This is a genomic window from Achromobacter sp. 77 (assembly GCF_020541125.1).
GTDB classification, from domain to species: Bacteria; Pseudomonadota; Gammaproteobacteria; order Burkholderiales; family Burkholderiaceae_B; genus Achromobacter; species Achromobacter mucicolens.
Map to the genome: position 1 here is coordinate 1804340 of NZ_CP059848.1, position 26725 is coordinate 1831064.

At 62.5% G+C, this 26725-nt stretch carries 17 protein-coding genes, 2 tRNA genes and 3 rRNA genes; 11 read left to right on the forward strand and 11 right to left on the reverse strand.

Features of this window, described 5'->3' with window-relative positions:
- The first annotated feature begins 21 nt into the window (after positions 1 to 21).
- The 4 genes from msbA (at position 22) to H4P35_RS08375 (ending at position 5556) form a co-directional block, all read left to right on the forward strand.
- Positions 22 to 1797 (forward strand): lipid A export permease/ATP-binding protein MsbA, encoded by a 1776-nt coding sequence (msbA, locus tag H4P35_RS08360; RefSeq protein WP_056320209.1) that lies wholly within the window; start codon positions 22 to 24, stop codon positions 1795 to 1797.
- Positions 1798 to 1966: 169 nt separating this feature from the next.
- A complete protein-coding gene (locus tag H4P35_RS08365; protein WP_152383887.1) occupies positions 1967 to 3772 on the forward strand; it encodes a monovalent cation:proton antiporter-2 (CPA2) family protein in 1806 nt (601 codons plus the stop codon).
- 134 nt (positions 3773 to 3906) lie between these two features.
- The gene (locus tag H4P35_RS08370) at positions 3907 to 4137 is read left to right on the forward strand and encodes a hypothetical protein (protein WP_062838401.1); all 231 of its coding nucleotides are present in this window, start codon (positions 3907 to 3909) and stop codon (positions 4135 to 4137) included.
- 96 nt (positions 4138 to 4233) lie between these two features.
- Positions 4234 to 5556: a diguanylate cyclase gene (locus H4P35_RS08375; protein ID WP_255616273.1), complete on the forward strand. Its 1323-nt coding sequence runs from the start codon at positions 4234 to 4236 to the stop codon at positions 5554 to 5556.
- An 81-nt stretch (positions 5557 to 5637) separates the two neighbouring features.
- Here the strand turns inward: H4P35_RS08375 and H4P35_RS08380 are convergent, their stop codons facing one another.
- Positions 5638 to 6339, reverse strand: a complete 702-nt coding sequence (locus tag H4P35_RS08380; protein ID WP_056320219.1) for a DUF3053 domain-containing protein — start codon at positions 6337 to 6339, stop codon at positions 5638 to 5640.
- 394 nt (positions 6340 to 6733) lie between these two features.
- Positions 6734 to 8197 (reverse strand): ribonuclease G, encoded by a 1464-nt coding sequence (gene rng / locus H4P35_RS08385; protein ID WP_226849450.1) that lies wholly within the window; start codon positions 8195 to 8197, stop codon positions 6734 to 6736.
- Between the two features lie 891 nt (positions 8198 to 9088).
- Between rng and H4P35_RS08390 the strand changes: the two genes are divergently transcribed.
- The 5 genes from H4P35_RS08390 to rrf all read left to right on the forward strand — a co-directional run bounded on the left by H4P35_RS08390 (position 9089) and on the right by rrf (position 14426).
- Positions 9089 to 10619 (forward strand): 16S ribosomal RNA (locus H4P35_RS08390).
- A 132-nt stretch (positions 10620 to 10751) separates the two neighbouring features.
- Positions 10752 to 10828: transfer RNA gene (locus H4P35_RS08395), tRNA-Ile, on the forward strand.
- A gap of 24 nt (positions 10829 to 10852) precedes the next feature.
- Positions 10853 to 10928: transfer RNA gene (locus H4P35_RS08400), tRNA-Ala, on the forward strand.
- Between the two features lie 297 nt (positions 10929 to 11225).
- A 23S ribosomal RNA gene (locus H4P35_RS08405) occupies positions 11226 to 14110 on the forward strand.
- 203 nt (positions 14111 to 14313) lie between these two features.
- A 5S ribosomal RNA gene (gene rrf, locus H4P35_RS08410) occupies positions 14314 to 14426 on the forward strand.
- The 16S, 23S and 5S rRNA genes sit together here with 2 tRNA genes alongside, the layout of an rRNA operon.
- A 242-nt stretch (positions 14427 to 14668) precedes the next feature.
- Here the strand turns inward: rrf and H4P35_RS08415 are convergent.
- Positions 14669 to 16039, reverse strand: coding sequence for a sigma-54 dependent transcriptional regulator (locus H4P35_RS08415; RefSeq protein WP_152385447.1), 1371 nt, complete (start codon positions 16037 to 16039; stop codon positions 14669 to 14671).
- A gap of 50 nt (positions 16040 to 16089) precedes the next feature.
- Positions 16090 to 18024 carry an ATP-binding protein gene (locus H4P35_RS08420; protein ID WP_226848605.1) on the reverse strand — a complete coding sequence of 645 codons (1935 nt, stop codon included), beginning with the start codon at positions 18022 to 18024 and terminating at the stop codon, positions 16090 to 16092.
- A gap of 294 nt (positions 18025 to 18318) precedes the next feature.
- On the opposite strand from H4P35_RS08420, the gene H4P35_RS08425 reads away from it, so the two are divergent.
- Positions 18319 to 19659 carry a dicarboxylate/amino acid:cation symporter gene (locus H4P35_RS08425; RefSeq protein WP_180100777.1) on the forward strand — a complete coding sequence of 447 codons (1341 nt, stop codon included), beginning with the start codon at positions 18319 to 18321 and terminating at the stop codon, positions 19657 to 19659.
- Positions 19660 to 19792: 133 nt separating this feature from the next.
- Here the strand turns inward: H4P35_RS08425 and H4P35_RS08430 are convergent, their stop codons facing one another.
- The 7 genes from H4P35_RS08430 to H4P35_RS08460 form a co-directional block, all read right to left on the reverse strand.
- Positions 19793 to 20419, reverse strand: a complete 627-nt coding sequence (locus H4P35_RS08430) for a nucleoside triphosphate pyrophosphatase (RefSeq protein ID WP_152383891.1) — start codon at positions 20417 to 20419, stop codon at positions 19793 to 19795.
- A gap of 31 nt (positions 20420 to 20450) precedes the next feature.
- Entirely contained in the window at positions 20451 to 20921 is a 471-nt protein-coding gene (gene rlmH / locus H4P35_RS08435; protein ID WP_180100776.1) for a 23S rRNA (pseudouridine(1915)-N(3))-methyltransferase RlmH, read from the reverse strand.
- A gap of 7 nt (positions 20922 to 20928) precedes the next feature.
- Positions 20929 to 21339, reverse strand: coding sequence for a ribosome silencing factor (gene rsfS, locus H4P35_RS08440; protein WP_056315579.1), 411 nt, complete (start codon positions 21337 to 21339; stop codon positions 20929 to 20931).
- A gap of 64 nt (positions 21340 to 21403) precedes the next feature.
- A complete protein-coding gene (gene nadD / locus H4P35_RS08445; RefSeq protein WP_056315582.1) occupies positions 21404 to 21991 on the reverse strand; it encodes a nicotinate (nicotinamide) nucleotide adenylyltransferase in 588 nt (195 codons plus the stop codon).
- The gene (gene hemF / locus H4P35_RS08450; protein WP_128827914.1) at positions 21988 to 22899 is read right to left on the reverse strand and encodes an oxygen-dependent coproporphyrinogen oxidase; all 912 of its coding nucleotides are present in this window, start codon (positions 22897 to 22899) and stop codon (positions 21988 to 21990) included. Before hemF ends, nadD begins: the two co-directional genes overlap by 4 nt.
- 12 nt (positions 22900 to 22911) lie before the next feature.
- A complete protein-coding gene (gene purD / locus H4P35_RS08455; RefSeq protein WP_056315584.1) occupies positions 22912 to 24219 on the reverse strand; it encodes a phosphoribosylamine--glycine ligase in 1308 nt (435 codons plus the stop codon).
- A gap of 63 nt (positions 24220 to 24282) precedes the next feature.
- Positions 24283 to 25014 (reverse strand): YebC/PmpR family DNA-binding transcriptional regulator, encoded by a 732-nt coding sequence (locus H4P35_RS08460; RefSeq protein WP_056315585.1) that lies wholly within the window; start codon positions 25012 to 25014, stop codon positions 24283 to 24285.
- Positions 25015 to 25173: 159 nt separating this feature from the next.
- Between H4P35_RS08460 and H4P35_RS08465 the strand changes: the two genes are divergently transcribed.
- On the forward strand, positions 25174 to 26712 hold the full coding sequence (locus H4P35_RS08465) for a helicase HerA-like C-terminal domain-containing protein (protein ID WP_056315589.1): 1539 nt from the start codon (positions 25174 to 25176) through the stop codon (positions 26710 to 26712).
- Positions 26713 to 26725 lie beyond the last annotated feature (13 nt).

A 26725-nucleotide genomic window follows, 5' to 3' on the forward strand; every position in this document is an offset into this window, starting at 1 on the left:
TATGAAAAGCGAGTGATCCCTTTGAATTCTGCCGCACGGAATGCGCCAGCGGGCTCCCAGCCCGTCAAATCCGAACTCTGGACCCGGATCTACAGCCGGGTCGGTTCCTACTGGAAGGGCTTGCTGGCGGCCGTCCTCCTGATGGCAGGCGCCGCGGCCACGCAGCCCGTGCTGGCGGTCATCATGAAGCCCCTCCTGGACGGCGGCTTCTCAGGCGCCAAGCCGTATTACGTGTGGGCGCTGCCGCTGGCGGTCGTGGGCCTGATCCTGGTGCGCGGCATCTGCAACTTCTTCAGCGACTACCTGCTGGCCTGGGTGGCCAACAACGTGCTGCTGGGCATGCGGCGCGACATGTTCGAGCGCCTCCTTGGCCTGCCGGACGCCGACTTCAAGCGCGGCGACACCGGGCGCCTCCTGAACCGCTTCACCATCGACGCCGGCAACGTCACCGGCTACGCCACCGACGTCATCACCGTGCTGGTGCGCGAAACCCTGGTGGTCATCGCGCTGATCTGCGTCCTGCTCTACATGTCGTGGGTGCTGACGCTGATCATCCTGGTCATGCTGCCGGTCTCGGTCCTGATCTCGCGCTTTTTCATCAAGCGCCTGCGCCGCATCAACCGCGAAACCGTCAACATGAACGCCGAGCTGACCCGCGTGGTCGGCGAAGGCATCGACGGCCAGCGCGTCATCAAGCTGTTCGACGGCTACGAGGTCGAACGCGGCCGCTTCGATTTCGTCAGCCGGCGCCTGCGCCGCTTTGCCATGCGCACGGCCACGGCCGATGCGGCGCTGACGCCCTTGACCCAGGTCTGCATCTCGATTTCCGTGGGCGCGGTCATCGCCGTGGCGCTCAGCCAGGCCAACAGCGGCTCGCTCACCGTGGGCAGCTTCGCGTCGTTCATGGCCGCGCTGGCCCAGATCTTCGACCCCATCAAACGCCTGACCAACGTGGCCGCCCGCCTGCAAAAGATGCTGGTCTCGGCCGAAAGCGTGTTCACCCTGATCGACCAGATCCCGGAAAACGACACCGGCACCAAGGAATTGCCCGAGCCCGTGCGCGGCAAGGTCGAGTTCCGCAGCGTGTCGCATCGCTTCCCCGACGCCGACCGCGACACGGTCAATGACATTTCCTTCGTGGTCGAACCCGGTCAGACCGTCGCCCTCGTGGGCCGCTCGGGCAGCGGCAAGACCACGCTGGTCAACATGCTGCCCCGCTTCGTGCTGGCCGACAGCGGCCAGATCCTCGTGGACGACGTGCCCATCGATGAACTCACGCTGCGCAGCCTGCGCTCGCACCTGTCGCTGGTCAGCCAGGACGTCGTGCTGTTCGACGACACGATCGCCGCCAACGTCGGCTACGGCGCATTGGGCAAGTCCAGCGAGCAAAAGGTGCGCGATGCGCTGGCCGCCGCCAACCTGCTCGACTTCGTCGAAGGCCTGCCGCAGGGCATCAATACGCCCGTGGGCGAGAACGCCGCCCGCCTGTCCGGCGGCCAGCGCCAGCGTCTGGCCATCGCGCGCGCGCTCATCAAGAACGCGCCCATCCTGATCCTGGACGAAGCGACGTCGGCGCTCGACAACGAATCCGAACGCCAGGTGCAGGCCTCGCTGGAACGCCTGATGAAGGGGCGCACCACGCTGGTCATCGCGCACCGCCTGTCCACCGTCCAGAACGCCGACCGCATCATCGTCCTGGACGCCGGCAAGATCGTCGAACAGGGTCCGCACGCGGAACTGCTGGCGGCCGACGGCCTGTACGCATCCCTCTACAAGATGCAGTTCCGGGAAGACTGAGCCAAACCGTATACGTCTTTCCCCAGCAGCCGCCCCTCGGGGCGGCTTTTCATTGCCGAAGTTCCTGTTTGCCAATCCCGCGGTTTGCCGGAAAATGGCCCCAGCCTGCGCATAGCGGGCTGGGCGGCGTCCCAGGCGCTTCGGCCCGCCATGCAACCAGGAGCGCTCCATGGCCCTGCCTTCCGAAGGCAATCAAGTCCTCAACGTCGTCGTTCTGCTTGGCGCAGCGGTGATTGCCGTCCCCTTGTTCAAGCGTCTCGGACTGGGTTCGGTCCTGGGCTATCTGGCGGCCGGCCTGGCGATAGGCCCGTTCGGCATCGGGTTTTTCACCGATCCCAAATCCATCCTGCACGTCGCGGAACTGGGCGTGGTGATGTTTCTTTTCATCATCGGGCTGGAGATGCAGCCGTCGCGCCTCTGGAAGCTGCGCGGCGAAATCTTCGGGCTGGGCGTCGCGCAGGTGCTGGTTTGCGGCGCGCTGCTTACCGGCGTCGGGTTGCTGGCCGGCCTGTCAGGCGCCGCGGCCTTCATGGCAGCGATGGGTTTCGTGCTTTCATCCACGGCCATCGTGATGCAGATCCTGGCCGAGCGCGACGAGACCACCAGCGCGCAGGGCCAACGCATCGTCTCCATCCTCCTTCTCGAAGACCTGGCGATCGTCCCGCTGCTGGCGCTGGCCGCCTTGCTGGCTCCGGCAAGCAGCGGCAGCGAGGCCAATCCGTGGTGGCAGGCCGCCATTGCGCTCGGCTGCATTCTGGCGCTGCTGGCCGCCGGCCGGTGGCTGCTAAACCCTCTGTTCCGTCTTCTGGCCGCGGCGCATGCGCGCGAAGTGATGACCGCGGCCGCATTGCTCGTCGTGCTGGGCGCCGCGTTGCTGATGGAACTGGGCGGCCTGTCCATGGCCATGGGCGCGTTCCTGGCCGGTGTGCTGCTGTCCGAATCCACATTCCGCCATCAGCTCGAAGCCGATATCGAGCCGTTTCGCGGCATCCTGCTCGGCCTGTTCTTCCTGGGCGTGGGCATGTCGCTGGACCTCCTGGCCGTGGCGCGGGAATGGCCGCTCATCCTGGCGGGCGTCGTCGCGTTCATGGCGGTCAAATCCGTGGGCGTCTACATCGTGGCGCGCCTGCTGCGCGCCACCCATGCCGAAGCCATCACCCGTTGCGCGCTGCTGGCGCAAGGCGGCGAGTTTGCCTTCGTGCTGTACAGCGCAGCCGCCGACAAAGGCATCTTCGACGCGCATACGGGCGCGGTGCTGACCGCGGTCGTCATCATTTCCATGGCGCTCACCCCGCTGTGCGTCCTGGCCTTGCGCTGGCTCCTGCCCAAACCCAAGCCGTCCATGGATGGCGTGGACGTGGCCCGCGACCTGGACGGCTGCGCGCTGATCGTGGGTTTTGGCCGTTTCGGCCAGATCGTGACGCAGGCAATGCTGGCACGCGGGGTAAAGGTCTCGATCCTGGACACCGACACCGACGCGATCCGCGCCGCGGCAAAGTGGGGGGTGAAGGTGTATTACGGGGACGGTACGCGCGCCGACATGCTGCGTTCGGCTGGCGCCGAAAACGCCTGCGCCATCCTGGTGTGCATCGACGACCCGCGCGCCGCCACCCACATGGTGCATCTCATCAAATCCGAATTCCCGCTGGTGCGCGTCGTGGTGCGGGCCTATGACCGCATCCATTCGCTGGCGCTGGCCCGCGAAGGGGTGGATTTCCAGGTCCGCGAAACCCTGGAATCGGCGCTGGTCTTCGGCGAAGCGGCGTTGCGCGCCATCGGCGTGCCGCCTGACGAGGCCGAGGAGGTCATTCAGGACGTACGGCAACGCGACACCGAACGCTTCGAACTCGAGGTGGCAGGCGGGCTGTTCGCCGGCCGCTCGCTGCTCTACGGAAATATGACGGGCCAACCGGATGGCATCAATGACCGTCCGGACCGCGAAACCGGCGACGCGGCGCCCAGTCCATCCGCCTGACGGCTATTTTTCGGCGTGCATTTCCGGATCTTTGCATTACTTTACGCATCATTTCACGCGCAAAATCAAACAGCTAGGGTAGATTAATCCGCAATGACGCTTCACTCAGGAAGCGCTTTTGCCAGGGGGCTGCCATGCTGCAAACGGACCGTAATTCGACTACGTCGCACGCCATCGGAATCGAGCTTGCCCGGCGTCAGGCCATGACGCTTCGTTGCGGATTCTCTGGCGTGCTCACCCGCCAATTGATGGCGCAGGCCGGCGGGGCAGGGCCCGCCTGGGCCATCAACGCCCACCGCGAAACCGACAAGGCACGCGGGGCCAAGGCCTTCCCGTTCCGCATCGCAGCCGCCGCGCTGTCCTGAAAGTCCCGCCTCGGGCGCGCCGCGCCCGGCTGCTGTCTTTCCGCGCGTGCCCGGGCATGGGACGCGGCCTACGTATCGGCCCGCAACCTGGCCAGCGTGCTCGCGGCGGACATCGGCCGCACGTTGCATGTCTACGACCTGTCGCTGCAGGGCGTGGTCGAGCGCCTGCAAGAGCCAGGCATCGCCGACCTCGAACCGGAATCCCGGCATCGCTTCCTCTTTGACCGCGCCGCCACCGCGGCGTATCTCGGCGCCATCGTCGTGCTCGACGCCCAAGGCAACATTCGGTACGACTCGCTTGCCGCCACCCCGCCTGACGTCAATTTCGCGGACCGCGACTACTTCAAGGTGCACCAGACCACGGACGACGTCGGTCTCTACGTCAGCCGGCCGTATTACAGCCGGCTGCGAAGCGCCGATGAAAGCATTGCGATCAGCCGGCGGATCTCCAACGCCGACGGCAGTTTCGCCGGCGTCGTTGCCAGCTCCCTGCGCATGGCGTACTTTCGCGATCGCTTTGCCGAGGTGTCCATCGGTCCGCACGACGCGATCACGGTCTTTCGCAACGACGGTGTTGTGCTGTTGCGCAATCCCTATTCACATGCCGACTTCGACAGCGGCATCGACATGCCGCTCGACTTCCAGCAATACCTGATTGGCCGCGAGGGCGCATTTGTCGGCGTGCTGTCGCCCGATGGCGTCAATCGTCTGTATGCGTTCGACGCCATCGAGCGCACGCCGCTGGTGATCGACGTGGCGTTGGCCGTCGACGATCTGCTCGAACCCTGGGTGCGCCGCGCCGCCCTGATCGTGCCCGTGACCTTGGCGCTCTTTGCATCGGTGATGGCGCAGATCCTCCTCTTTCGGCGCGAGATGCGCTGGCGGCAGGCGTTCGAGGCGCAATTGGCGCGTCAGGCCCAGACGGACGGACTCACCGGTATCGCCAACCGGCGCACCTTTGACGAGGTACTCGATCGGGAATGGGCGGCCGCGCGTCGCGATCGCGCGCCGCTGTCGCTGCTGTTCCTGGATGCCGACCGCTTCAAGCTTTACAACGACCGCTATGGCCACCAGGAAGGCGACGCACTGCTCAAGATGCTGGCGCTTGCGCTTCAGAACAAGGCTCGCCGGCCTCGCGATCTGGCAGCCAGATACGGCGGCGAAGAGTTCGTGGTGCTGCTGCCCGACACGCGCCGCGAACAGGCGCTGGTCATCGCCGAAAGTATCCGGCGCGCGGTCCAGGACCTGGCCATTCCGCACGAAGACAACGAAGGCGGTATCGTCACCGTCAGCGTCGGCGTGGCCACGGTCGTGCCGCTAGGCGACGACGTCTCGGCCGCCCTTGTGGAAGCCGCCGATGCGGCCGTTTACCAGGCCAAGGCCGCGGGCCGCAATCGCGTCGCGTCGGCGCCAGCCTGATTATCGACATGGCAAGAAAAACCCCGCCGCACCTTTCGGTGACGGCGGGGCGATGCGTGGCGCAGCGTGCTTGAGCGGTGCTTAACGGCCCATGATCACGGCCTGCAGGCGCGTCTGTGCCTGCTGCACATTTTTGGCCTGCGCGTTCATCTCTTGCAGCAGCTTGTTCAGCTCGGCTTGCACGGCAGGATCGGTCACCGTCACGCTGTTGCCCGAGATCTCGATCTTCGATTTGTTCGCTTCCACGTAGTCGGCGATCTTCAGGGTGACGTCGTAGGTGGCGTTGATCTGCGGCAGCACGTCGCCAAAGGTGTCGGCCGGCAGGGTGATGGTCTTCTCGTAGGCCTTGTCGTAAACGGCCTTCAGGTCCTCAGGCTGCTTGAGCTGGGCGTGAGCCGCGTCGGCCTTGGCGCGATGCTCCTTCAGCGCCGCGTTCATGTCGTTCAGACCGGCACGCACGGACTTCAGGTCCTCGCGGCGCGTGACGATATCGTTCACCGAGCGCACCTGACCCTTCTGCAGGATCCCCGACAGCGGCTTGACCGACGCATCCATGCCGGCATTGAAGTCGGTGATGATGGCGTAGTGGGCCGCGTAGTCGCCGAAGGACTTCTTTTCTTCCTCCGTCAGCTTCGGCACACGCACGCCCGGCTTGTCCACGATGCGCGTCTGCAGGAACTGCGTGAACGCCGCGCGCTGCTCGGGCTCCTTGTCGCCGCAGGCTGCCAGCATCAGCGGCAGGGCCGCGACCAGTACCAGGAACGGACGGAATAGGGACTTCATTGCAATGACCTCCGAATGACTAAGGGAAAAGCGCCGAGGCGGTAACCGACCCGGCAAAGCGCCCGCAGCTTATCGATAACCCTTACTTGTCGCCATCCGTTTCAGAAATCATTTCAAACGAATTGTTAAGTCACAAAATCCACACATATCGAGTTGAAGCCCGTTCGCGATTCGGGTATAGCCTCTCGTCCTCGCATGCGCGCAGAATGCGGACCTGATGAAGAGCGGCCGCCAGCGCGGTTGTCAGCTCAAACGAGCGCATTAACTGGCGCGCAAACACATCGCCATTTCGGCTGCCCGATGGCCCCATCCTGTCGCACCGGAAATGAAAAAAGCCGCGCTTGCAGGCGCGGCTCTTCTGTCGGTCCGATGACTAGGCATTCTTCTTATGCCGTCAAACGAGGATGATGTCGTACTTCTCCTGCGAATACGCCGCTTCCACTTCCAGCGACACGCGCTTGCCTACAAAGTCGCCCAGCATTGCCAAATGCTGGCTTTCCTCTTCCAGGAAAAGGTCCACCACTTCCTGCGAGGCAAGAATGCGAAACTCCTTGGGATTGAATTGCCGGGCCTCGCGCAGAATCTCGCGCAGGATTTCATAACAGACCGTGCGCGGCGTACGCACATTGCCGCGCGACTCGCACATGGGGCAGGGCTCGCAAAGCTGGTGCGCCAGCGAGTCGCGCGTGCGCTTGCGCGTCATTTCCACCAGCCCCAACTGCGTGAATCCATTGACGGTCATGCGGGTCCGATCGCGCGACAACGCCTTCTTCAGCTCCGCCAGCACGGTGTCGCGGTGTTCCTGTTCCTCCATGTCGATGAAGTCCAGGATCACGATTCCCCCCAGGTTGCGCAGGCGCAGCTGCCGCGCAATTGCCTGTGCCGCCTCAAGGTTCGTCTTGAAGATCGTGTCGTCGAAATTGCGGCCCCCCACAAACCCGCCGGTGTTGACGTCCACCGTGGTCAACGCCTCCGTCTGGTCAATGATCAGATAGCCGCCCGACTTCAGGTCGACCCGGCGCGACAGCGCGCGCGCAATCTCGTCATCCACGTTGGCGGTGTCGAACAGAGGGCGCTCGCCGCTGTAATGCTTGATGCGGTCAACCACCGAAGGCGTGTACACACGCGCCCATTCCAGCATCGCGGCAGTCGTCGTGCGTGAATCCACCAGGATCGACCCGGTCTCGGGGCCGACCATGTCGCGCAATACGCGCTGGGCAAGCGTCAGGTCCTGGTGCAACAGCGCGGGGGCGGGCTGGGTGCGGGCCGCCGCCTGGACACTCGTCCACAGCTTGCGCAGATATTCCACGTCGGCAGTTAGCTCCGCGTCGTTGGCGCCCTCGGCCTGCGTGCGCACGATGAATCCGCCTTTTTCGTCCGAGGGCATCAGCGCTTGCAGACGTTCGCGCAACTGGATGCGTTCGGACTCGGAATCGATCTTCTGCGAAATGCCGATGTGCGGATCGTGCGGCAGGTACACCAGCATCCGCCCGGCCATGCTGATCTGCGTCGACAGCCGCGCGCCCTTGGTGCCGAGCGGATCCTTCACGACCTGCACCATGAGGGTCTGTCCCTGAAATATCAGCTTTTCGATTGGCGTCGGCGTCAAACCCTGGCTGCGCTCGGTGCGATTCTCGCGCAGGTCCGCAATATGAATGAACGCCGCCCGCTCCAGCCCAATGTCGATGAACGCGCTCTGCATGCCGGGCAGCACCCGCACGACCCGACCCAGATAGATATTGCCGACGTGGCCCCGCTGGATGCTACGTTCGACGTGCAATTCCTGAACCGACCCCTGTTCCACCAGCGCAACGCGGGTTTCAAACGGGGTGACGTTGATCAGGATGTCTTCGCTCAGGGCGATCGCAGGGGGCATGAGGTATCTGTCTCCAATCAGATGCGGCTTACAGGCGAATAGTAAACGTACATACTAGTCCCACAAGCAGGGGCTACCGCTATCTATATATAGGCGCGGCCACTCACGGCCCGTGCCTCCTTCGACGGAGCAGGTCGCCGGCGCCAGCCTGACTGCCTTTCCATCAACAAATTTGCGACACTGGCATGACAGCCCAAAATTCTGTGCTATAGTCTCGCTCCTTCGCAGCTCAGACAGTTTTGAGACGCGAAGCCAAGCAAGTGCAACAGGCGAGGGGGCAACCCAATCTCACCTGCCGCAGCGGCAATCAGTAATGAGCGCCAAGCGGTTATTGCAAGGATCGGCGCAAATCAGGCAAAAGCCAGTTACAAGATCTGCAAAAATTGTGCTATAGTTTTGGGCTTGGCAGTTACTGAAAAATTAGGGTTTGCCCTGATGTTTCAATAACTGCTAGGGCAGGACGAAAGTCCTGGCGAGACCTGAAGAGGTCGCCGCAAGTAAGTGACGCAACGGCGTAAAGCAAAAGCGAAGCTGACTTGACAAGCGATAAAAACTTCTTCATAATCTCGTTTCTCTGCTGCAACGACAGCGACGACGCAAAAGCGAAGTTAGCCGAAGTTGAGGGCAGAAACCAGTAGTACAGAATTTAGCAGTACCGCTCTTTAACAATTAAACAACCGATAAGTGTGGGCGCTTGATGCGAGTGCAGCGATTGGGTTTCGGCCTTATCGCAAGCACAAGAAATCAAGTGCTCACTAGAAGTGAAGTACCTTAAACGTCAAGTTTAAGAACATACCTCACTTCCTTTGAGTAGTGACGTATGACCTGGTTTGGATTTATTCAGACCAAGAATACGAAACAAATACAGAGATTAAACTGAAGAGTTTGATCCTGGCTCAGATTGAACGCTAGCGGGATGCCTTACACATGCAAGTCGAACGGCAGCACGGACTTCGGTCTGGTGGCGAGTGGCGAACGGGTGAGTAATGTATCGGAACGTGCCTAGTAGCGGGGGATAACTACGCGAAAGCGTAGCTAATACCGCATACGCCCTACGGGGGAAAGCAGGGGATCGTAAGACCTTGCACTATTAGAGCGGCCGATATCGGATTAGCTAGTTGGTGGGGTAACGGCTCACCAAGGCGACGATCCGTAGCTGGTTTGAGAGGACGACCAGCCACACTGGGACTGAGACACGGCCCAGACTCCTACGGGAGGCAGCAGTGGGGAATTTTGGACAATGGGGGAAACCCTGATCCAGCCATCCCGCGTGTGCGATGAAGGCCTTCGGGTTGTAAAGCACTTTTGGCAGGAAAGAAACGTTCCGGGTTAATACCCCGGGAAACTGACGGTACCTGCAGAATAAGCACCGGCTAACTACGTGCCAGCAGCCGCGGTAATACGTAGGGTGCAAGCGTTAATCGGAATTACTGGGCGTAAAGCGTGCGCAGGCGGTTCGGAAAGAAAGATGTGAAATCCCAGAGCTTAACTTTGGAACTGCATTTTTAACTACCGAGCTAGAGTGTGTCAGAGGGAGGTGGAATTCCGCGTGTAGCAGTGAAATGCGTAGATATGCGGAGGAACACCGATGGCGAAGGCAGCCTCCTGGGATAACACTGACGCTCATGCACGAAAGCGTGGGGAGCAAACAGGATTAGATACCCTGGTAGTCCACGCCCTAAACGATGTCAACTAGCTGTTGGGGCCTTCGGGCCTTGGTAGCGCAGCTAACGCGTGAAGTTGACCGCCTGGGGAGTACGGTCGCAAGATTAAAACTCAAAGGAATTGACGGGGACCCGCACAAGCGGTGGATGATGTGGATTAATTCGATGCAACGCGAAAAACCTTACCTACCCTTGACATGTCTGGAATGCCGAAGAGATTTGGTAGTGCTCGCAAGAGAACCGGAACACAGGTGCTGCATGGCTGTCGTCAGCTCGTGTCGTGAGATGTTGGGTTAAGTCCCGCAACGAGCGCAACCCTTGTCATTAGTTGCTACGAAAGGGCACTCTAATGAGACTGCCGGTGACAAACCGGAGGAAGGTGGGGATGACGTCAAGTCCTCATGGCCCTTATGGGTAGGGCTTCACACGTCATACAATGGTCGGGACAGAGGGTCGCCAACCCGCGAGGGGGAGCCAATCCCAGAAACCCGATCGTAGTCCGGATCGCAGTCTGCAACTCGACTGCGTGAAGTCGGAATCGCTAGTAATCGCGGATCAGCATGTCGCGGTGAATACGTTCCCGGGTCTTGTACACACCGCCCGTCACACCATGGGAGTGGGTTTTACCAGAAGTAGTTAGCCTAACCGTAAGGAGGGCGATTACCACGGTAGGATTCATGACTGGGGTGAAGTCGTAACAAGGTAGCCGTATCGGAAGGTGCGGCTGGATCACCTCCTTTCAGAGCTTACGTGCTCGTGTTAAGCGTCCACTCTTATCGGTTGTTTGATATAGCTGGGATCAGTTGTAGGCTTGGGTCGAGGGAATCTTCCCTAGGTCTTCAGCTTCCTGACTACTGATCCGAGAAGGTTTTGGGTCTGTAGCTCAGTCGGTTAGAGCACCGTCTTGATAAGGCGGGGGTCGTTGGTTCGAATCCAACCAGACCCACCAGGTATTTCGCGGCAAGCGAAATATGGGGGTGTAGCTCAGCTGGGAGAGCGCCTGCTTTGCAAGCAGGATGTCATCGGTTCGATCCCGTTCACCTCCACCATTGATTCTCATTGATCGCCGGTGGCGATGTAGAGGCCAACTCATAGTGTCGTCAGTCACGACGTTATGAGTTGGGTTTTACCCAACAGCTATATTTGTTCTTTAACAATCTGGAAGAAGCACAACGAAAATGTGTTCATCAAGTAATCAGCGTTGCTGATGAAGATGGGCACGGGTTGTGATTGCATTATTTTTTGTTCCAAGTTCTCAAGACTGAGGTGATAAGCCTCAGACTGCTTTGAAACTTATGAACGGCACAAACGCTAATACTCAGGTCCTATAGCCTACAGCGTTATAGGATCAAGCGACTAAGTGCATATGGTGGATGCCTTGGCGATCACAGGCGATGAAGGACGTAGTAGCCTGCGAAAAGCTGCGGGGAGCTGGCAAACAAGCTTTGATCCGCAGATGTCCGAATGGGGAAACCCACTGCAGCAATGCAGTATCCCTAGCTGAATACATAGGCTAGTGGAAGCGAACCGGGTGAACTGAAACATCTCAGTAGCTCGAGGAAAAGAAATCAACCGAGATTCCGAAAGTAGTGGCGAGCGAAATCGGATGAGCCTTTACGTTTTAGCGCGCAGGATAGTCGAACGGAATGGAAAGTCCGGCCGTAGCAGGTGATAGCCCTGTAGACGAAATTCTGTGTGTGGAACTAAGCGTAAGACAAGTAGGGCGGGACACGTGAAATCCTGTTTGAAGATGGGGGGACCATCCTCCAAGGCTAAATACTCGTGATCGACCGATAGTGAACCAGTACCGTGAGGGAAAGGCGAAAAGAACCCCGGAAGGGGAGTGAAATAGATCCTGAAACCGTATGCATACAAACAGTAGGAGCCTCCTTGTGGGGTGACTGCGTACCTTTTGTATAATGGGTCAGCGACTTACATTCAGTGGCAAGGTTAACCGAATAGGGAAGCCGTAGCGAAAGCGAGTCCGAATAGGGCGATTTAGTCGCTGGGTGTAGACCCGAAACCAGATGATCTATCCATGGCCAGGTTGAAGGCACGGTAACACGTGCTGGAGGACCGAACCCACTAATGTTGAAAAATTAGGGGATGAGCTGTGGATAGGGGTGAAAGGCTAAACAAATCTGGAAATAGCTGGTTCTCTCCGAAAACTATTTAGGTAGTGCCTCAAGTATTACTGCGGGGGGTAGAGCACTGTTATAGCTAGGGGGTCATGGCGACTTACCAAACTATGGCAAACTCCGAATACCCGCAAGTACAGCTTGGGAGACAGAGCACCGGGTGCTAACGTCCGGACTCAAGAGGGAAACAACCCAGACCGCCAGCTAAGGTCCCGAATTATCGCTAAGTGGGAAACGAAGTGGGAAGGCATAGACAGTCAGGAGGTTGGCTTAGAAGCAGCCATCCTTTAAAGAAAGCGTAATAGCTCACTGATCGAGTCGTCCTGCGCGGAAGATGTAACGGGGCTAAGCGATAAACCGAAGCTGCGGGTGTGCACTTTTAGTGCACGCGGTAGGAGAGCGTTCTGTAAGCCTGCGAAGGTGGCTTGTAAAGGCTGCTGGAGGTATCAGAAGTGCGAATGCTGACATGAGTAGCGATAAAGGGGGTGAAAAGCCCCCTCGCCGTAAGTCCAAGGTTTCCTGCGCAACGTTCATCGGCGCAGGGTGAGTCGGCCCCTAAGGCGAGGCAGAGATGCGTAGCTGATGGGAAGCTGGTTAATATTCCAGCACCGTCGTACAGTGCGATGGGGGGACGGATCGCGGAAAATCATCAGGGTGTTGGATGTCCCTGTTGCTGCATCGAAGATGGCGCTTAGGCAAATCCGGGCGCGTAAATCAAGGGTGTGGCACGAGCGAGCATTGCTTGCGAAGTGATCGGAAGTGGTTCCAAGAAAAGCCTCTAAGCTTCAGCTGTACGAGACCGTACCGCAAACCGACACAGGTGGACGGGATGAATATTCCAAGGCGCTTGAGAGAACTCAGGAGAAGGAACTCGGCAAATTGATACCGTAACTTCGGGAGAAGGTATACCCCGGTAGTGTGAAGCGCCTGCGCGCTTAGCATGATGGGGTCGCAGAGAATCGGTGGCTGCGACTGTTTATTAAAAACACAGCACTCTGCAAAGACGAAAGTCGACGTATAGGGTGTGACGCCTGCCCGGTGCCGGAAGGTTAAGTGATGGGGTGCAAGCTCTTGATCGAAGCCCCGGTAAACGGCGGCCGTAACTATAACGGTCCTAAGGTAGCGAAATTCCTTGTCGGGTAAGTTCCGACCTGCACGAATGGCGTAACGATGGCCACACTGTCTCCTCCTGAGACTCAGCGAAGTTGAAGTGTTTGTGATGATGCAATCTACCCGCGGCTAGACGGAAAGACCCCATGAACCTTTACTGTAGCTTTGCATTGGACTGTGAACCGGCCTGTGTAGGATAGGTGGGAGGCTTTGAAGCGTGGTCGCTAGATCACGTGGAGCCATCCTTGAAATACCACCCTGGTTTGTTTGCGGTTCTAACCTTGGTCCGTTATCCGGATCGGGGACAGTGCATGGTGGGCAGTTTGACTGGGGCGGTCTCCTCCCAAAGTGTAACGGAGGAGTTCGAAGGTACGCTAGGTACGGTCGGAAATCGTGCTGATAGTGCAATGGCATAAGCGTGCTTGACTGTGAGACTGACAAGTCGAACAGGTGCGAAAGCAGGACATAGTGATCCGGTGGTTCTGAATGGAAGGGCCATCGCTCAACGGATAAAAGGTACTCTGGGGATAACAGGCTGATACCGCCCAAGAGTTCATATCGACGGCGGTGTTTGGCACCTCGATGTCGGCTCATCTCATCCTGGGGCTGTAGCCGGTCCCAAGGGTATGGCTGTTCGCCATTTAAAGAGGTACGTGAGCTGGGTTTAAAACGTCGTGAGACAGTTTGGTCCCTATCTGCCGTGGGCGTTGGATACTTGACGGAGCCTGCTCCTAGTACGAGAGGACCGGAGTGGACGTACCTCTGGTGTACCGGTTGTCATGCCAATGGCATTGCCGGGTAGCTAAGTACGGAAGAGATAACCGCTGAAGGCATCTAAGCGGGAAACTCGTCTGAAGATTAGGTATCCCGGGGACTTGATCCCCCTGAAGGGTCGTTCGAGACCAGGACGTTGATAGGTCGGGTGTGGAAGCGCAGTAATGCGTTAAGCTAACCGATACTAATTGCCCGTGAGGCTTGATCCTATAACACTGATGGTTATTGACCTGGTGATATAGCGTTCCAAGTGTCGTTCAATACAAAATACTGGCTGCACCGTCAGCAGCCAGCCAACACAATTACACCCCACCGTGCGCTGATCATCGAGCCCCAGGCTCTGATCGCCACGCGTTGCGCTTCTTCCAAGATTGGAGCTGTTGCCTAACCCGCAACTGCTCAACCAGTTACGCCTGACGACCATAGCAAGGTGGTCCCACTCCTTCCCATCCCGAACAGGACAGTGAAACGCCTTTGCGCCGATGATAGTGGACGGACGTCTGTGAAAGTAGGTCATCGTCAGGCTTTTATTGCTCAAAACCCCGCAGGTATCCCCTGCGGGGTTTTGTCTTTGTGGCGTCGGGAATACTGCATTGGGATTCCAGCATCGGAAATGCGGGTATCAGGAATGCTGCAAAGGAATACGGCGACGGAATTTATTAAAAACCCCCTCGCGGCTGGCGCCGCGAGGGGGTTTTGTTTTTGGTGTCGTAAAGGGATCTGTGCGCCGCGCGGGTCTTGAGGGCGATTGCGGTGTGGGACTTGCGCTAGACGGCGCCGCGAGGCGCGGCCACGTATTCCTGGCGGTCGATGCCGTGGCGCTGGAGTTTGTCGTAGAACGTTTTGCGGGGTATGCCCAGGGTGTCGAGCGTGGCTTTGATGTCGCCGCGGTGTGCGGCGAGGGCATCGCGGATGATCTGTGCCTCGTAGTTTTCCATGCGTTCGGGAAGGCTGAGCGAGCCGGCGGGCGCCGGAGCCGTATCAGGTGCCGGGCCATTGAGGACGCCCAGCACGAAGCGTTCTGCGAAGTGGGCGAGTTCACGCACGTTGCCGGGCCAGTCGTGCGTCATGAGGTGCTGACGGATCGAGGCGGGCATGTCGGGGATGTCGCGATGAAAGCGGCGCGCGGCGTGGCCGAGATAGTGTGCGAAGAGCAGCGGGATGTCTTCGCGGCGCTCGCGTAGCGGGGGCAGCCGGATCGTGACGACGTTCAGGCGGTAGAAGAGGTCCTCGCGGAACTTGGCGCGGATGGCGGGGCTGCCCAGGTCTTCTTTAGTAGCGGCGACCACGCGCAGGTCGAGATTGCGGACTTCGTTGCTGCCAAGCGGGGTGATCTGGCGGGATTCGAGCACGCGCAGCAGCTTGACCTGGACGGCGAGCGGCATGCTTTCGATCTCGTCGAGGAACAAGGTGCCGCCGCTGGCGTGTTCGATGCGGCCGATGCGTTTCTTTTGTGCGCCGGTGAAAGCGCCGGGCTCGTGGCCGAAGAGTTCGCTTTCGATGACGCTTTCTGGCAAGGCGCCGCAGTTGATGGCGACGAGCGGCCGGTGCCGGCGGCGGCTCAGGCGGTGCAGGGCTGTGGCGACGACTTCCTTGCCGGTGCCGGTTTCGCCTTCGACGAGCACGTCGACGTCGGCGTCCGCGATATGGCGCAAGGTCTGCTTGATGCGTTGCATGGCGGGCGTGGTGCCGATGAACGGCACCTCGTCGGCCTCGACGTTGAAAGCGGCTTCGCGGAGACGGCGGTTTTCGAGGACCAGCCGCCGCTTTTCGGCGGCGTGGCTGATGGCGGCGACCAGGCGGTCGGCGGGGTAGGGCTTGGACAGGAAGTCATACGCGCCTTCGCGCATGCACTGAACGGCTGTGGCGATGTCGCCATGGCCGGTGATCAGGATGACAGGGATATCCGGATCAATGTTGCGCAGCCGCTGGAACAGTTCAAGTCCGTCCATGTCCGGCATGCGGATGTCGGTGACCACCACCCCATCGAAGTTGCGGTCCAACGCCGGCAACGCGGCGCGGGCACTGCCGTGGGCCGCCACCGAGATGCCGTGCAGCTTCAGGGTTTGAAGCGCGGCGCGGCGCAGTTCGTCGTCGTCGTCGATGAAGACGGCGTGAGGGGCCACTGGCCGCTGCATGGGATCGTCGGTGACGATCGTGGCGGGGAGCTGGAGATCAGGGGCGCGCGTCATGTGGAGTGCTCGGTGCGGTGGGTCTGGTCCGGCGCCTTGCGCAGGGTCAGGATGAACAAGGCGCCGCTGCCGGGCGCATGGGGAGACGACAAACTGGCGTCGCCTGCGCGCGCGGCGCGCAGTTCGCCGCCGAACTCGGCGACGATGTCGCGGCTGATGACAAGGCCCAGGCCCAGGCCATCGGGTTTGGTCGTGTGAAACGGGGTGAACAGGCGGGCGCGGGCCTCGTCGGAGAGTCCGGGACCGTTGTCGTGAACCTGTATCTGAACGGATTCGCCCAGGTCTTGCAGGGCGATGACAATCCGGCCGTTTTCCGTGCCTTCGAGGGCCTCGAGCCCGTTCTGCAAAAGATTGACCAGCACCTGTTCAAGCCTGACCCGGTTCGCCTGGACGCGGCAGTTGTGGTTGCGGGGCGGGCTTTGCAGCGTGACGCCCTGGCGCCGGGCACGCGGGCCAACGAGCAGGATTGCGCCTTCGAGCGCCTCCATCAGATCCGTCGGGCCGACAGTCGCACCGGCCTTGCGCGAAAAGGCGCGTAGCTCGCCGGTGATGTGGCCGATGCGATCGGTCAATGCAGCGATGGTGCCGAGGTTTTCCCGGACGGCGCCTTCGTCGTGGCGCCGCAGAAATTCGGTGGCGTTGTCTGCGTAGGCGCGTATGGCGGCGACGGGTTGGTTGACTTCGTGCGCGACGCCGGCGGCCACCTGGCCCAGCAATGCCAGTTTGCTGGCCTGCACCAGTTCGTCCTTCATGGTGTGAAGCTGCGTTTCGGCGCGTTGGCGCTCGTCCATTTCGCCGACTAGCTTGGCGTTCACGTCGCGCAATTGCGCGGTGCGCTCGTCGACCAATGCCGCGAGCTGTTGCTGGACGGCTGCTTGCTGCTCGGCCCGCTCCTGGTTGCGGTGGCGGCGGTAAAGCACCACGCCGATCAGCGCCGCGAGCACGCCTTGGGTGAGCAATGCCCCGAGTTGGGCATTGGCGCTGGCCTGGTTCATGGCCGCCTGGATGGGGGACAACTGGTGCAGTGTCCAGCCGGGCGATTCGGTGACCGGCAGGGTGGTGTGCAGCAAAGGCGTGCCAGCGGCGGCGCGGGGCAAGGCGTCGTCGATGCGGACGAGTTGCCCGTTGCTGGCGGCTTGCAGGCGCGGCGAGACAGGCAGCGGCTGAAACTTGGCGTCGCCAAACTGCAGGCTGGTGCGCAGCGTTTGCGCCAGCGCAGGCGGCAGCGGCGACAGGACTCTGAAACGCCAATCTGGAATATTGCCGAGCAGCACCACGCCGTGCTCGTCGGTGACGAAGATGACGGCGTTGGCCTGACGCCAGTCGGCTTCGAGATCCCGGAAGTCGACCTTCAAGACCACCACGCCCAACATCGCGCCCTGCGCGTCGTCGACCCGACGCGACAGATACAGGCCGGCTTCGTGACTGACGGTGCCGAGCGCGAAATGTTCGGCGGCGCCGTGCGCGACCGACCCTTGAAAATAAGGGCGGAATTCGTAGCCGATTCCGACGAAAGTGGCGGGCTCGCGCCAGTTGCTGGCGGCGATGGCCAGACCTTTCTTGTCCAGAACGTAGATGGCGGAGGCGCCAACCCCGCGGCTCAGGGATTCGAGTTTCTCGTCCAGGGCCTCGATTTGCCTGGTGCTGCCGCCTTGCAGTGCGGCGCGCAAGTCGACGTCCTGAGTCAGCACGAAGGGCAGTGCGCGGAATTTGTCGAGGTTGTTGCGCAATAAAGCGGCATTTATCTGGCCCGTGCTGCGCGCCTGGATGGCGGCCTCGCGAAGGGCGCCGTCACGCGCCCACTGCGTTGCCGCGTGCAGCGTGAACGTGACCACGGCGACAGCCAGCAGCGTCAGGGCCACGCGCCACGGCCAGGGCAACCTGCGCGGTTCAGCGGGCGGGGAAAGGGGGGAGGAGGTGGAGCCGGTCATGGTGTGCGGTTTTCCGCACATTTTAGCGGGTTTCTGTGCGAAGTTTCGCCGCTTTAAGTGACCGAATATTCCGGCTGAGATTTCAAAAACTATTTATTTTCAAGGGCTTATGCGCGGCGATGACGCCGCTCCCCACCTGGCATGGGTATTGCATATATACCGCCAAGCCGCGCGACGCATCACCCGCGGTGAAATCGGCTGGCGGCAGGATCGCATGGCCATAAAAGAGAAAACGCCCCGACGTCGCACGCGCCACGCTGCGCGGAGCAAGGGGCCCTGGTGGGGACAATCCCAATGATCGAAGTGGATCAAAGCGCGCCCGCGCGCAAGCTCAAGTTCTATCAAATCCTGTATGTGCAGGTGATTTTCGCCATCGTGGTGGGTATCTTGCTTGGCGCGTTCAAGCCGGAGCTGGGCCAGCAGATGCAGCCGCTGGGCGATGCGTTCATCAAGCTGGTGAAGATGATCATCGCGCCGGTCATCTTCCTTACGGTGGCCACGGGCATCGCGGCAATGAGCGACCTGAAGAAGGTCGGGCGCGTGGCCGGCAAGGCCATGCTGTATTTCCTGGTGTTCTCGACGCTGGCGCTGGTCGTCGGCATGGTGGTCAGCCATATCGTGCAGCCCGGCGCCGGCATGCACATCGATCCGTCGACGCTCGATCAAAAAGCTGTGTCCGGTTATGTCGCAAAGGCGCATGACTCGACCATCACCGGCTTCCTGATGAACGTGATTCCCACGACGATCTTCAGCCCGTTCGTGGGTGGCGACATCCTGCAGGTGCTGTTCGTGGCGGTGCTGTTTGGCATTTCGCTGGCCATCGTGGGCGAGCGCGGCAAGCCAATCCTGAACTTCATGACGGCGTTGGCGCAGCCCATCTTCAAGATGGTGGCGATCCTGATGAAGGCCGCACCCATCGGCGCCTTTGGCGCGATGGCGTTCACCATCGGCAAGTACGGCATCAAGTCGGTCGTGAACCTGGCGATGCTGGTGGGCACGTTCTACGCCACGTCGGTGCTGTTCGTCGTGGTCGTGCTGGGCCTGGTTGCCCGCTACAACGGCTTCTCGATCCTCAAGCTGGTCCGCTACATCCGCGAAGAACTGCTGCTGGTGCTGGGCACGAGTTCGTCGGAAGCGGCGCTGCCCACGCTGATGCAGAAGATGGAGCGCGCCGGCTGTTCGAAGTCGGTCGTCGGCCTGGTGGTGCCCACCGGCTATTCGTTCAACCTGGACGGCACCAACATCTACATGACGATGGCGGCGCTGTTCATTGCGCAGGCCTGCGACATTCCGCTGTCGCTGGGCGACCAGATCCTGCTGCTGCTGGTGGCGATGCTCAGCTCCAAGGGCGCGGCCGGCGTGACCGGTGCGGGTTTCATCACGCTGGCGGCGACGCTGTCGGTGGTGCCGTCGGTGCCGGTTGCCGGCATGGCGCTGATCCTGGGCGTGGACCGTTTCATGTCGGAATGCCGCGCCCTGACCAACTTGGTGGGTAATGCCACCGCGACGGTGGTCGTCGCGCGTTGGGAAGGCGAGCTGGACCAGGAGCAGTTGCATGCCGCGCTGGACAGCGCCAGCACACCCGCCACGCCGCAGCCCCAGGTTGCCCTTGGCGAGCCTGCGCGGCAAAGCTGATCGTCTGGGCGCGCTGTGCGGATTTCCGCCAGCGCGCCCGTGCCTGATCCGCGCGCGGCAGTGCGCAGGGTCAAAAAGAAATCCTCCGATGCCTCGCGGCACGGGGGATTTTTCTTGGGGATGCGGACGGAGATCAGGGCACCTGGATGCCCGCCTCCCGCAGCAGGTTGGCCGTTTCAAAGAGGGGCAGACCCATGACGCCGGTATAGCTGCCGGCGATGTGCGAGACGAAAGTGCCGGCCAGGCCCTGAATGCCATAGGCGCCGGCCTTGCCGAAGGGCTCGCCGCTATCGCAGTAGCGGCCAATTTCGTCCTCTTGCAAGGCGCGCATGCGGACATGGGTGATGGAGACCGCTTCGAGCAGGCGGTCGCCGCTCCAGACCGCGACCGCGGTATGGACCTCGTGCGCGGCGCCGGACAGCGCGCGCAGGATGCGGATGGCGTCGTCGCGGTCGGCGGGCTTGCCCAGCACCTCGCCGGCCAGGATGACGGTCGTATCGGCCGCGAGCAGCGGCAGTTCGGGCAGCGCTTGCGCGCGCATCCAATCGCGGCCCCGCAAGGCCTTGTCACGAGCGGTGCGCTGTACGTAGTCGGCGGCGCTTTCGCCGAGGTGTTGCGGCTCGTCCTCGCCGGGCGGGGCGGGCACGCGCAGGACTTCGTGTGCCAGGCCGATTTGCGTCAGCAACTCGCGGCGGCGCGGGCTGGCAGAGGCGAGATACAGGCGCGGGGACGAACTGGGGGAGTGGGCGGTGTCGGTCATGCGGAGCAGGCCAGGCGCCGCGGGGCGGCGGTCAGGCGCGGTGATAGGGGTGGTTGGTCATGATGGCCCAGGCGCGGTAGAGCTGTTCGGCCAGAACCACACGCACCATGGGGTGAGGCAGCGTGAGGGAGGACAGGCGCAACTGCCCGCTGGCGGATGCCTTGAGCACGGGATCCAGCCCGTCGGGGCCGCCCACGAGAAACGCGACATCCTGTCCCCCGGCGCGCCATTGTTCCAGCTTTTGCGACAGCGCCATCGTGGTGAGGTCGCGGCCACGTTCGTCCAGGGCCAGGCGCAGCGCATTGGCGGGCAGGGCCGCCTCGATGCGCTTGGCCTCGGCCGCCATCATCTGGGCGGGCGTTTTGCCGGTGGTGCGGGGCTCGGGCTTGATTTCGCGAAGCTCCAGCGCGCAGTCGGCCGGCAGGCGTTTGGCGTAGTCGTCCCAGGCGGTCTGCACCCAGTCCGGCATCCGCGTGCCCACCGCGACGACGATCAGCTTCACGGTGCGATCAGTCTTCGTTGTCGTCGTAACCGTTGCCGCTGTCGCTGGCGACAGGAGCGGGACGGGTCGATTCGGGGAGGAGCTTCACGCGCACCGGCTTGCCGCCCCAGATTTCTTCGAGGTTGTAGTACTGGCGGATGGCCGGCTGCATGATGTGCACGACGACATCGCCCAGGTCGACGACGACCCATTCGCCGGTGTCTTCGCCTTCGATGGTGATGCCGGTGAGCGACATGGCGCGGCCGCGATCGGCGACGCTGGACGCGAGGGCGCGCGTCTGGCGGTTGGAGGTGGCGCTTGCAATCACGACGCGATCGAACAGGCTGGTCAGATGCGTGGTGTTGAAGACCTTGATGTCTTGCGCCTTGACGTCTTCGAGGGCGTCGATGACGGCGCGTTGGAGTTTCTGTATATCCATAGCTGCAAATATAACCCGCGCAGTGGCAACGGCGGCTTGCCGGTGGCGCTAGGCGGGGAGGGGTTTATCGGTAGAGTTTGTGCGCCGCAATATAAGCGGCGACGGATGCATCGAGCAGTCCGTCAGTGGATTCGCCTTGCGACAGGCGCCGGCGGATCTCGGAAGCCGATACCGGCATGGGGGGAAATGGCAGCTCTTGCAGGACGCGACCCTGTTCCTGCAGCCACTGCGCCAGTTCCGGCGGCGCGCTGAGGGCTGTTCCGGGGCGGGTGGCCACGGCCAGGTCGACCAGGCTGGCGATGTCGCGCCAATTGCGCCAGGTGCAGAAGTTGGCGAGCTGATCGGCGCCCAGCAGCCACACGTAGCGCGCGTCCTGCGGCAGCGCGCGCAGCGTGTCGATGGTGTAGGTGGCGCCGCCCCGCTCGATTTCGATGGGGTTGACCGCCAGCCCCGGATGGCCGGCGATGGCCAGATCCAGCATGGCGCGGCGCTCTTCGCCGGTGGCGTTCAGCGCGGCGCGCTGCCAGGGATTGGCGGCGGGAATGAGCTGCACCTGGGCCAGCCCGAGCGACTGCAAGGCGTTCTGGGCCAGCGCGATATGCGCGACGTGGACGGGGTCGAAGCTGCCGCCCAAGAGGCCGATGCGTTTCAAACCCAGTCCCGCGGTTTCAGGTAGTCGGCCAGTTCGGCTTCGGGCGTGCCAGGCTGCGGTTGCCAGTCGTAGCGCCACTGCGCGATGGGCGGCATGGACAGCAGGATCGATTCGGTGCGGCCGCCCGATTGCAGGCCAAACAGCGTGCCGCGGTCAAAGACCAGGTTGAATTCGACGTAACGGCCCCGGCGGTAGGCCTGGAAATCGCGTTCGCGCTCGGTGTAGGCGATGCCGCGGCGCTTGTCGACGATGGGCAGGTAGCTGTCCAGAAAAGCGTCGCCAACTGACCGGGTCAGCGCAAAGGACGCGTCGAACCCGGGGGCGTTCAGGTCGTCGAAAAATACGCCGCCGATGCCGCGGGTTTCGTTGCGGTGCTTGAGGAAGAAATATTCGTCGCACCAGCGCTTGTAGCGCGGGTAGTAATCGGGGCCGTGGGGCGCCAGCGCGTCCCGGCATACCGTGTGGAAATGGCGCGCGTCTTCTTCGAACGGATAGTACGGGGTGAGGTCGATGCCGCCGCCGAACCAGAAGACGTCGGCCTCGTCATGGCCGGGCCGCGCCGCCGCGACGAACATGCGCACGTTCATGTGTGTGGTGGGCACGTACGGATTGCGCGGATGCAGCACCATCGATACGCCCATGGCTTCCCACGAGCGGCCCGCGAGCTCCGGGCGATGCGCGCTGGCGGACGGCGGCAGCTTGGAGCCCTTGACGTGGCTGAACAGCACGCCGGCGCGCTCGAAGAGTTGGCCCCCTTCGAGCAGGCGCGACAGCCCGCCGCCGCCTTCCGGCCGCACCCATTCGTCGGCGCGGAAGGGGCCGCCTTCGGCCGTTTCCAGCGCGCCCACGATGCGGGCTTGCAGGCCGGTGAGGTAGTCCCGGACGGCGGAGACGGGCAGAGCGGTCATGGGCGGTTCCGTTTATGCGTTGGACTTGGGCTTTTGCTGCGAGGGCTTGAGCGCGCGCCAGCCGATGTCGGTGCGGTACTGGCGGCCATCGAAGTGGATGCGGTCGATGGCTTCGTAGACGCGATCGCGCGCCATCTTGACGGAGTCGCCCAGGGCGGTGACGCACAGCACGCGGCCGCCGGTGGTCTTGATGTCTTCACCGTCGAGCTGGGTGGCGGCGTGAAAGACCATGCAGTCTTCGGCATCGGCGGGCAGGCCGCGGATGACGTCGCCGGTGCGCGGCGTGTTGGGGTAGTTGTGGGCGGCCAGCACGGCGCCCAGGGCGGTGCGGCGGTCCCAGACGATGTCGGCCTGGTCGAGCGTGCCTTCGACGGCGTGCTCGAGCGCGTCGAGCAGGTCGCTCTTGACGCGCATCATGATGGGCTGGGTTTCGGGGTCGCCCATGCGGCAGTTGAATTCCAGCGTCTTGATTTCGCGGTCGGGATCGTCGCCCGGGGCGATCATCAGGCCGGCGTACAGGAAGCCCGTATACGGAATGCCGTCGCGCGTCATGCCCTGCACGGTCGGCAGGATGATTTCGCGCATGATGCGGTGATGCAGTTCGGGGGTGACGATGGGCGCGGGCGAGTAGGCGCCCATGCCGCCCGTGTTGGGACCGCGGTCGCCGTCCTGCAGGCGCTTGTGGTCCTGGCTGGTGGCCAGGGCGAGCACGTTGCGGCCGTCGCACATGACGATGAAGCTGGCTTCTTCGCCAACCAGGCATTCCTCGATGACGACGCGCGCGCCGGCTTCGCCCATGGAGCCGTCGCCCAGCATGGCGTCGACGGCGGCGTGCGCTTCTTCGAGGGTGGCGGCAACCACGACGCCCTTGCCGGCGGCCAGGCCGTCGGCCTTGATGACGATGGGCGCGCCTTCCTGGTCGATGTAGGCGTGGGCCTTGGCCGGGTCGGTAAAGGTTTCGTAGCGCGCGGTCGGGATGTTGTGCCGGACCATGAAGGCCTTGGCGTAATCCTTGGAGCTTTCAAGCTGCGCGGCGGCCTTGGTGGGGCCGAAAATCTTCAGGCCACGGGCGCGGAAGACGTCGACGACGCCGGCGGCCAGCGGCGCCTCGGGGCCGACGACCGTCAGGGCGATGCCCTCGCGCTGGACGAAGTCGGCCAGTTCCTCGGCATTGGTGAGCGGGATGTTCTCCATCTGCTCGGCCCGTTGCGTGCCGCCGTTGCCCGGAGCGACGTACACCTTATGTACGCGCGGGGAGCGGGCCAGCCGCCAGGCGAGGGCATGTTCGCGGCCGCCCGAGCCAATAACCAGGAGTTTCATGTTGCGTGAGTCTGAAGAGGCGCGCAGGCGGGCGGAGCCGCCGGCGCGCCAGGAAAGGGAGATTTACTGCGCTTCGTCGAAAATGACGGTCGTATAGACTTCCTGCACGTCGTCCAGGCTTTCCAGGGCGTCGAGCAGCTTCTGCATCTTGACGGCGTCGTCGCCGGCCAGTTCGGTTTCGTTCAGGGCTTTCATGACGATGCCGTCGACTTCGGCCTTCAGGCCGGCGTCGTCGAAGGCCTTGCGCACGGCTGCATAGTCGGACGGGGCGCAGACGACTTCGATCACGCCTTCTTCGTCGGTGGTGACGTCTTCGGCGCCGGCCTCGAGCGCGGCTTCCATGACCTTGTCTTCGGGGGTGCCGGGGGCGAACACGAATTGGCCGCAGTGCTTGAACATGAAGGCGACGGAGCCTTCCTGGCCGAGGTTGCCGCCGTTCTTGGAGAACGCGTGGCGGACTTCGGCGACGGTGCGGGTGCGGTTGTCGGTCATGCAGTCGACGATGACCGCTGCGCCGCCGATGCCGTAGCCTTCGTAGCGGACTTCTTCGTAGGCCTCGCCGTCGGCGCCGCCGGCGCCGCGCTGGATGGCGCGCTGGATGTTGTCCTTGGGCATGTTGGCGTCGGTCGCCTTGTCCCAGGCCATGCGCAAACGGGGGTTGCTGTCCGGGTCGGGGCCGCCGGCGCGCGCCGCCACGGTGATTTCACGAATGATCTTGGTCCAGAGCTTTCCGCGCTTGGCGTCTTGGCGCCCTTTGCGGTGCTGAATATTGGCCCATTTGCTGTGTCCGGCCATGGCTTCCCAGGAAAATGTGTCTGCAAAGACGGCATTTTACCGTGCCGGCGGCCCTCCCGTGCGGCAAGAGGGCCGCTTGTGTCCATATAGCCACGCGCACAAGCCGCGCGGCAGGCTCTACACTTGGGCATCCATTTGATCCCTGGTCCGGAGCCGCTCATGCCCACCCCCCTTGTCATCGCCAAGAACGCGCAGACCGAGTTGGCGCTGCTACCGGCGCTGGCCAACCGCCACGGATGCATCACCGGCGCCACGGGCACGGGCAAGACCGTCACCCTGCAGGTCCTGGCCGAATCCTTTTCCCGGATCGGCACGCCGGTCTTCATGGCGGACGTGAAAGGCGATCTGACCGGTATTTCGCAGGCCGGCGTGCCCAGCCCCAAGCTGCAGGAACGCCTGAAGAACCTGGGCCTGGCGGAACCCGCCTGGGGCGCCAGCCCCGTTGCGCTGTGGGACGTCTTTGGCGAGCAGGGGCTGCCCGTGCGGGCGACCATCACCGACATGGGGCCGTTGCTGCTGTCGCGCATCCTGGAATTGAACGACACGCAGGAAGGCGTCCTGACCCTGGTTTTCAAGGTGGCGGACGATGAAGGGCAACTGCTGCTGGACCTGAAGGACTTGCGGGCGATGCTGCAGAACGTGGCCGACCGGGCCGGCGAGTTGAAGACCCGTTACGGCAACGTGTCCGCGGCCAGTGTCGGCGCCATCCAGCGCGGCCTGCTGGCGCTGGAATCCCAGGGCGCGGAGAAGTTCTTTGGCGAGCCGATGCTGGACGTGGCCGACCTGATGCGCGTGGACGCGCAGGGCCGGGGCATCGTCAACGTGCTGGCGGCCGACAAGCTGATGCAGGCGCCGCGCCTGTACGCCATCTTCCTCTTGTGGCTGCTGGCCGACCTCTACGAAAAGCTGCCCGAAGTGGGCGACATGGATCAGCCCAAGCTCGTCTTCTTCTTCGACGAGGCGCACCTGCTGTTCAACGACGCCCCGCAGGCGCTCCTGACGAAGATCGAGCAGGTCGTGCGCCTGGTCCGCTCCAAGGGGGTGGGCGTTTATTTCGTGACGCAGAATCCGCTGGATATCCCGGACACCGTGCTGGGGCAGTTGGGCAATCGCGTCCAGCATGCCCTGCGGGCGTTCACGCCGCGCGACCAGAAAGCCGTCAAGACCGCCGCGCAGACCATGCGCCCCAATCCGGGCCTGGATATCGAGGCCGCCATCACGGAGCTGGGCGTGGGCGAGGCGCTGGTGTCGCTGCTGGATGCCAAGGGGCGGCCCATGCCGACCGAGCGGGCGTATATCGTGCCGCCGGGCAGCCGTATCGGACCGGCCACAGACGCCGAGCGGCAGGCGCTGCGCCAAGGCAACCCCCTGGCGGCCAAGTATGAAAAGGCGGTTGACCGGGAGTCCGCCTATGAAATCCTGGCGGGACGCGCGGCGGTTCCCGCCGAACCGGGCGCCGCTCAGAACGCGCCGGCCCGGGCGGGGCAGCCGGCCCCCAAGACAGGCGAGCCGCCTGCCGCCGACAGCGGCGGGCTGATGGACAGCCTGAAGGACGTGCTGTTCGGATCGACCGGACCGCGCGGCGGCAAGCGCGACGGTGTGGTGCAGACCATCGCCAAAAGCTCGGCCAGGTCCATCGCGCGGGAACTGACGCGCGGCATTCTGGGATCGTTGCTGGGATCGAAGGGCCGGCGCTGAGCCGCATGGACGC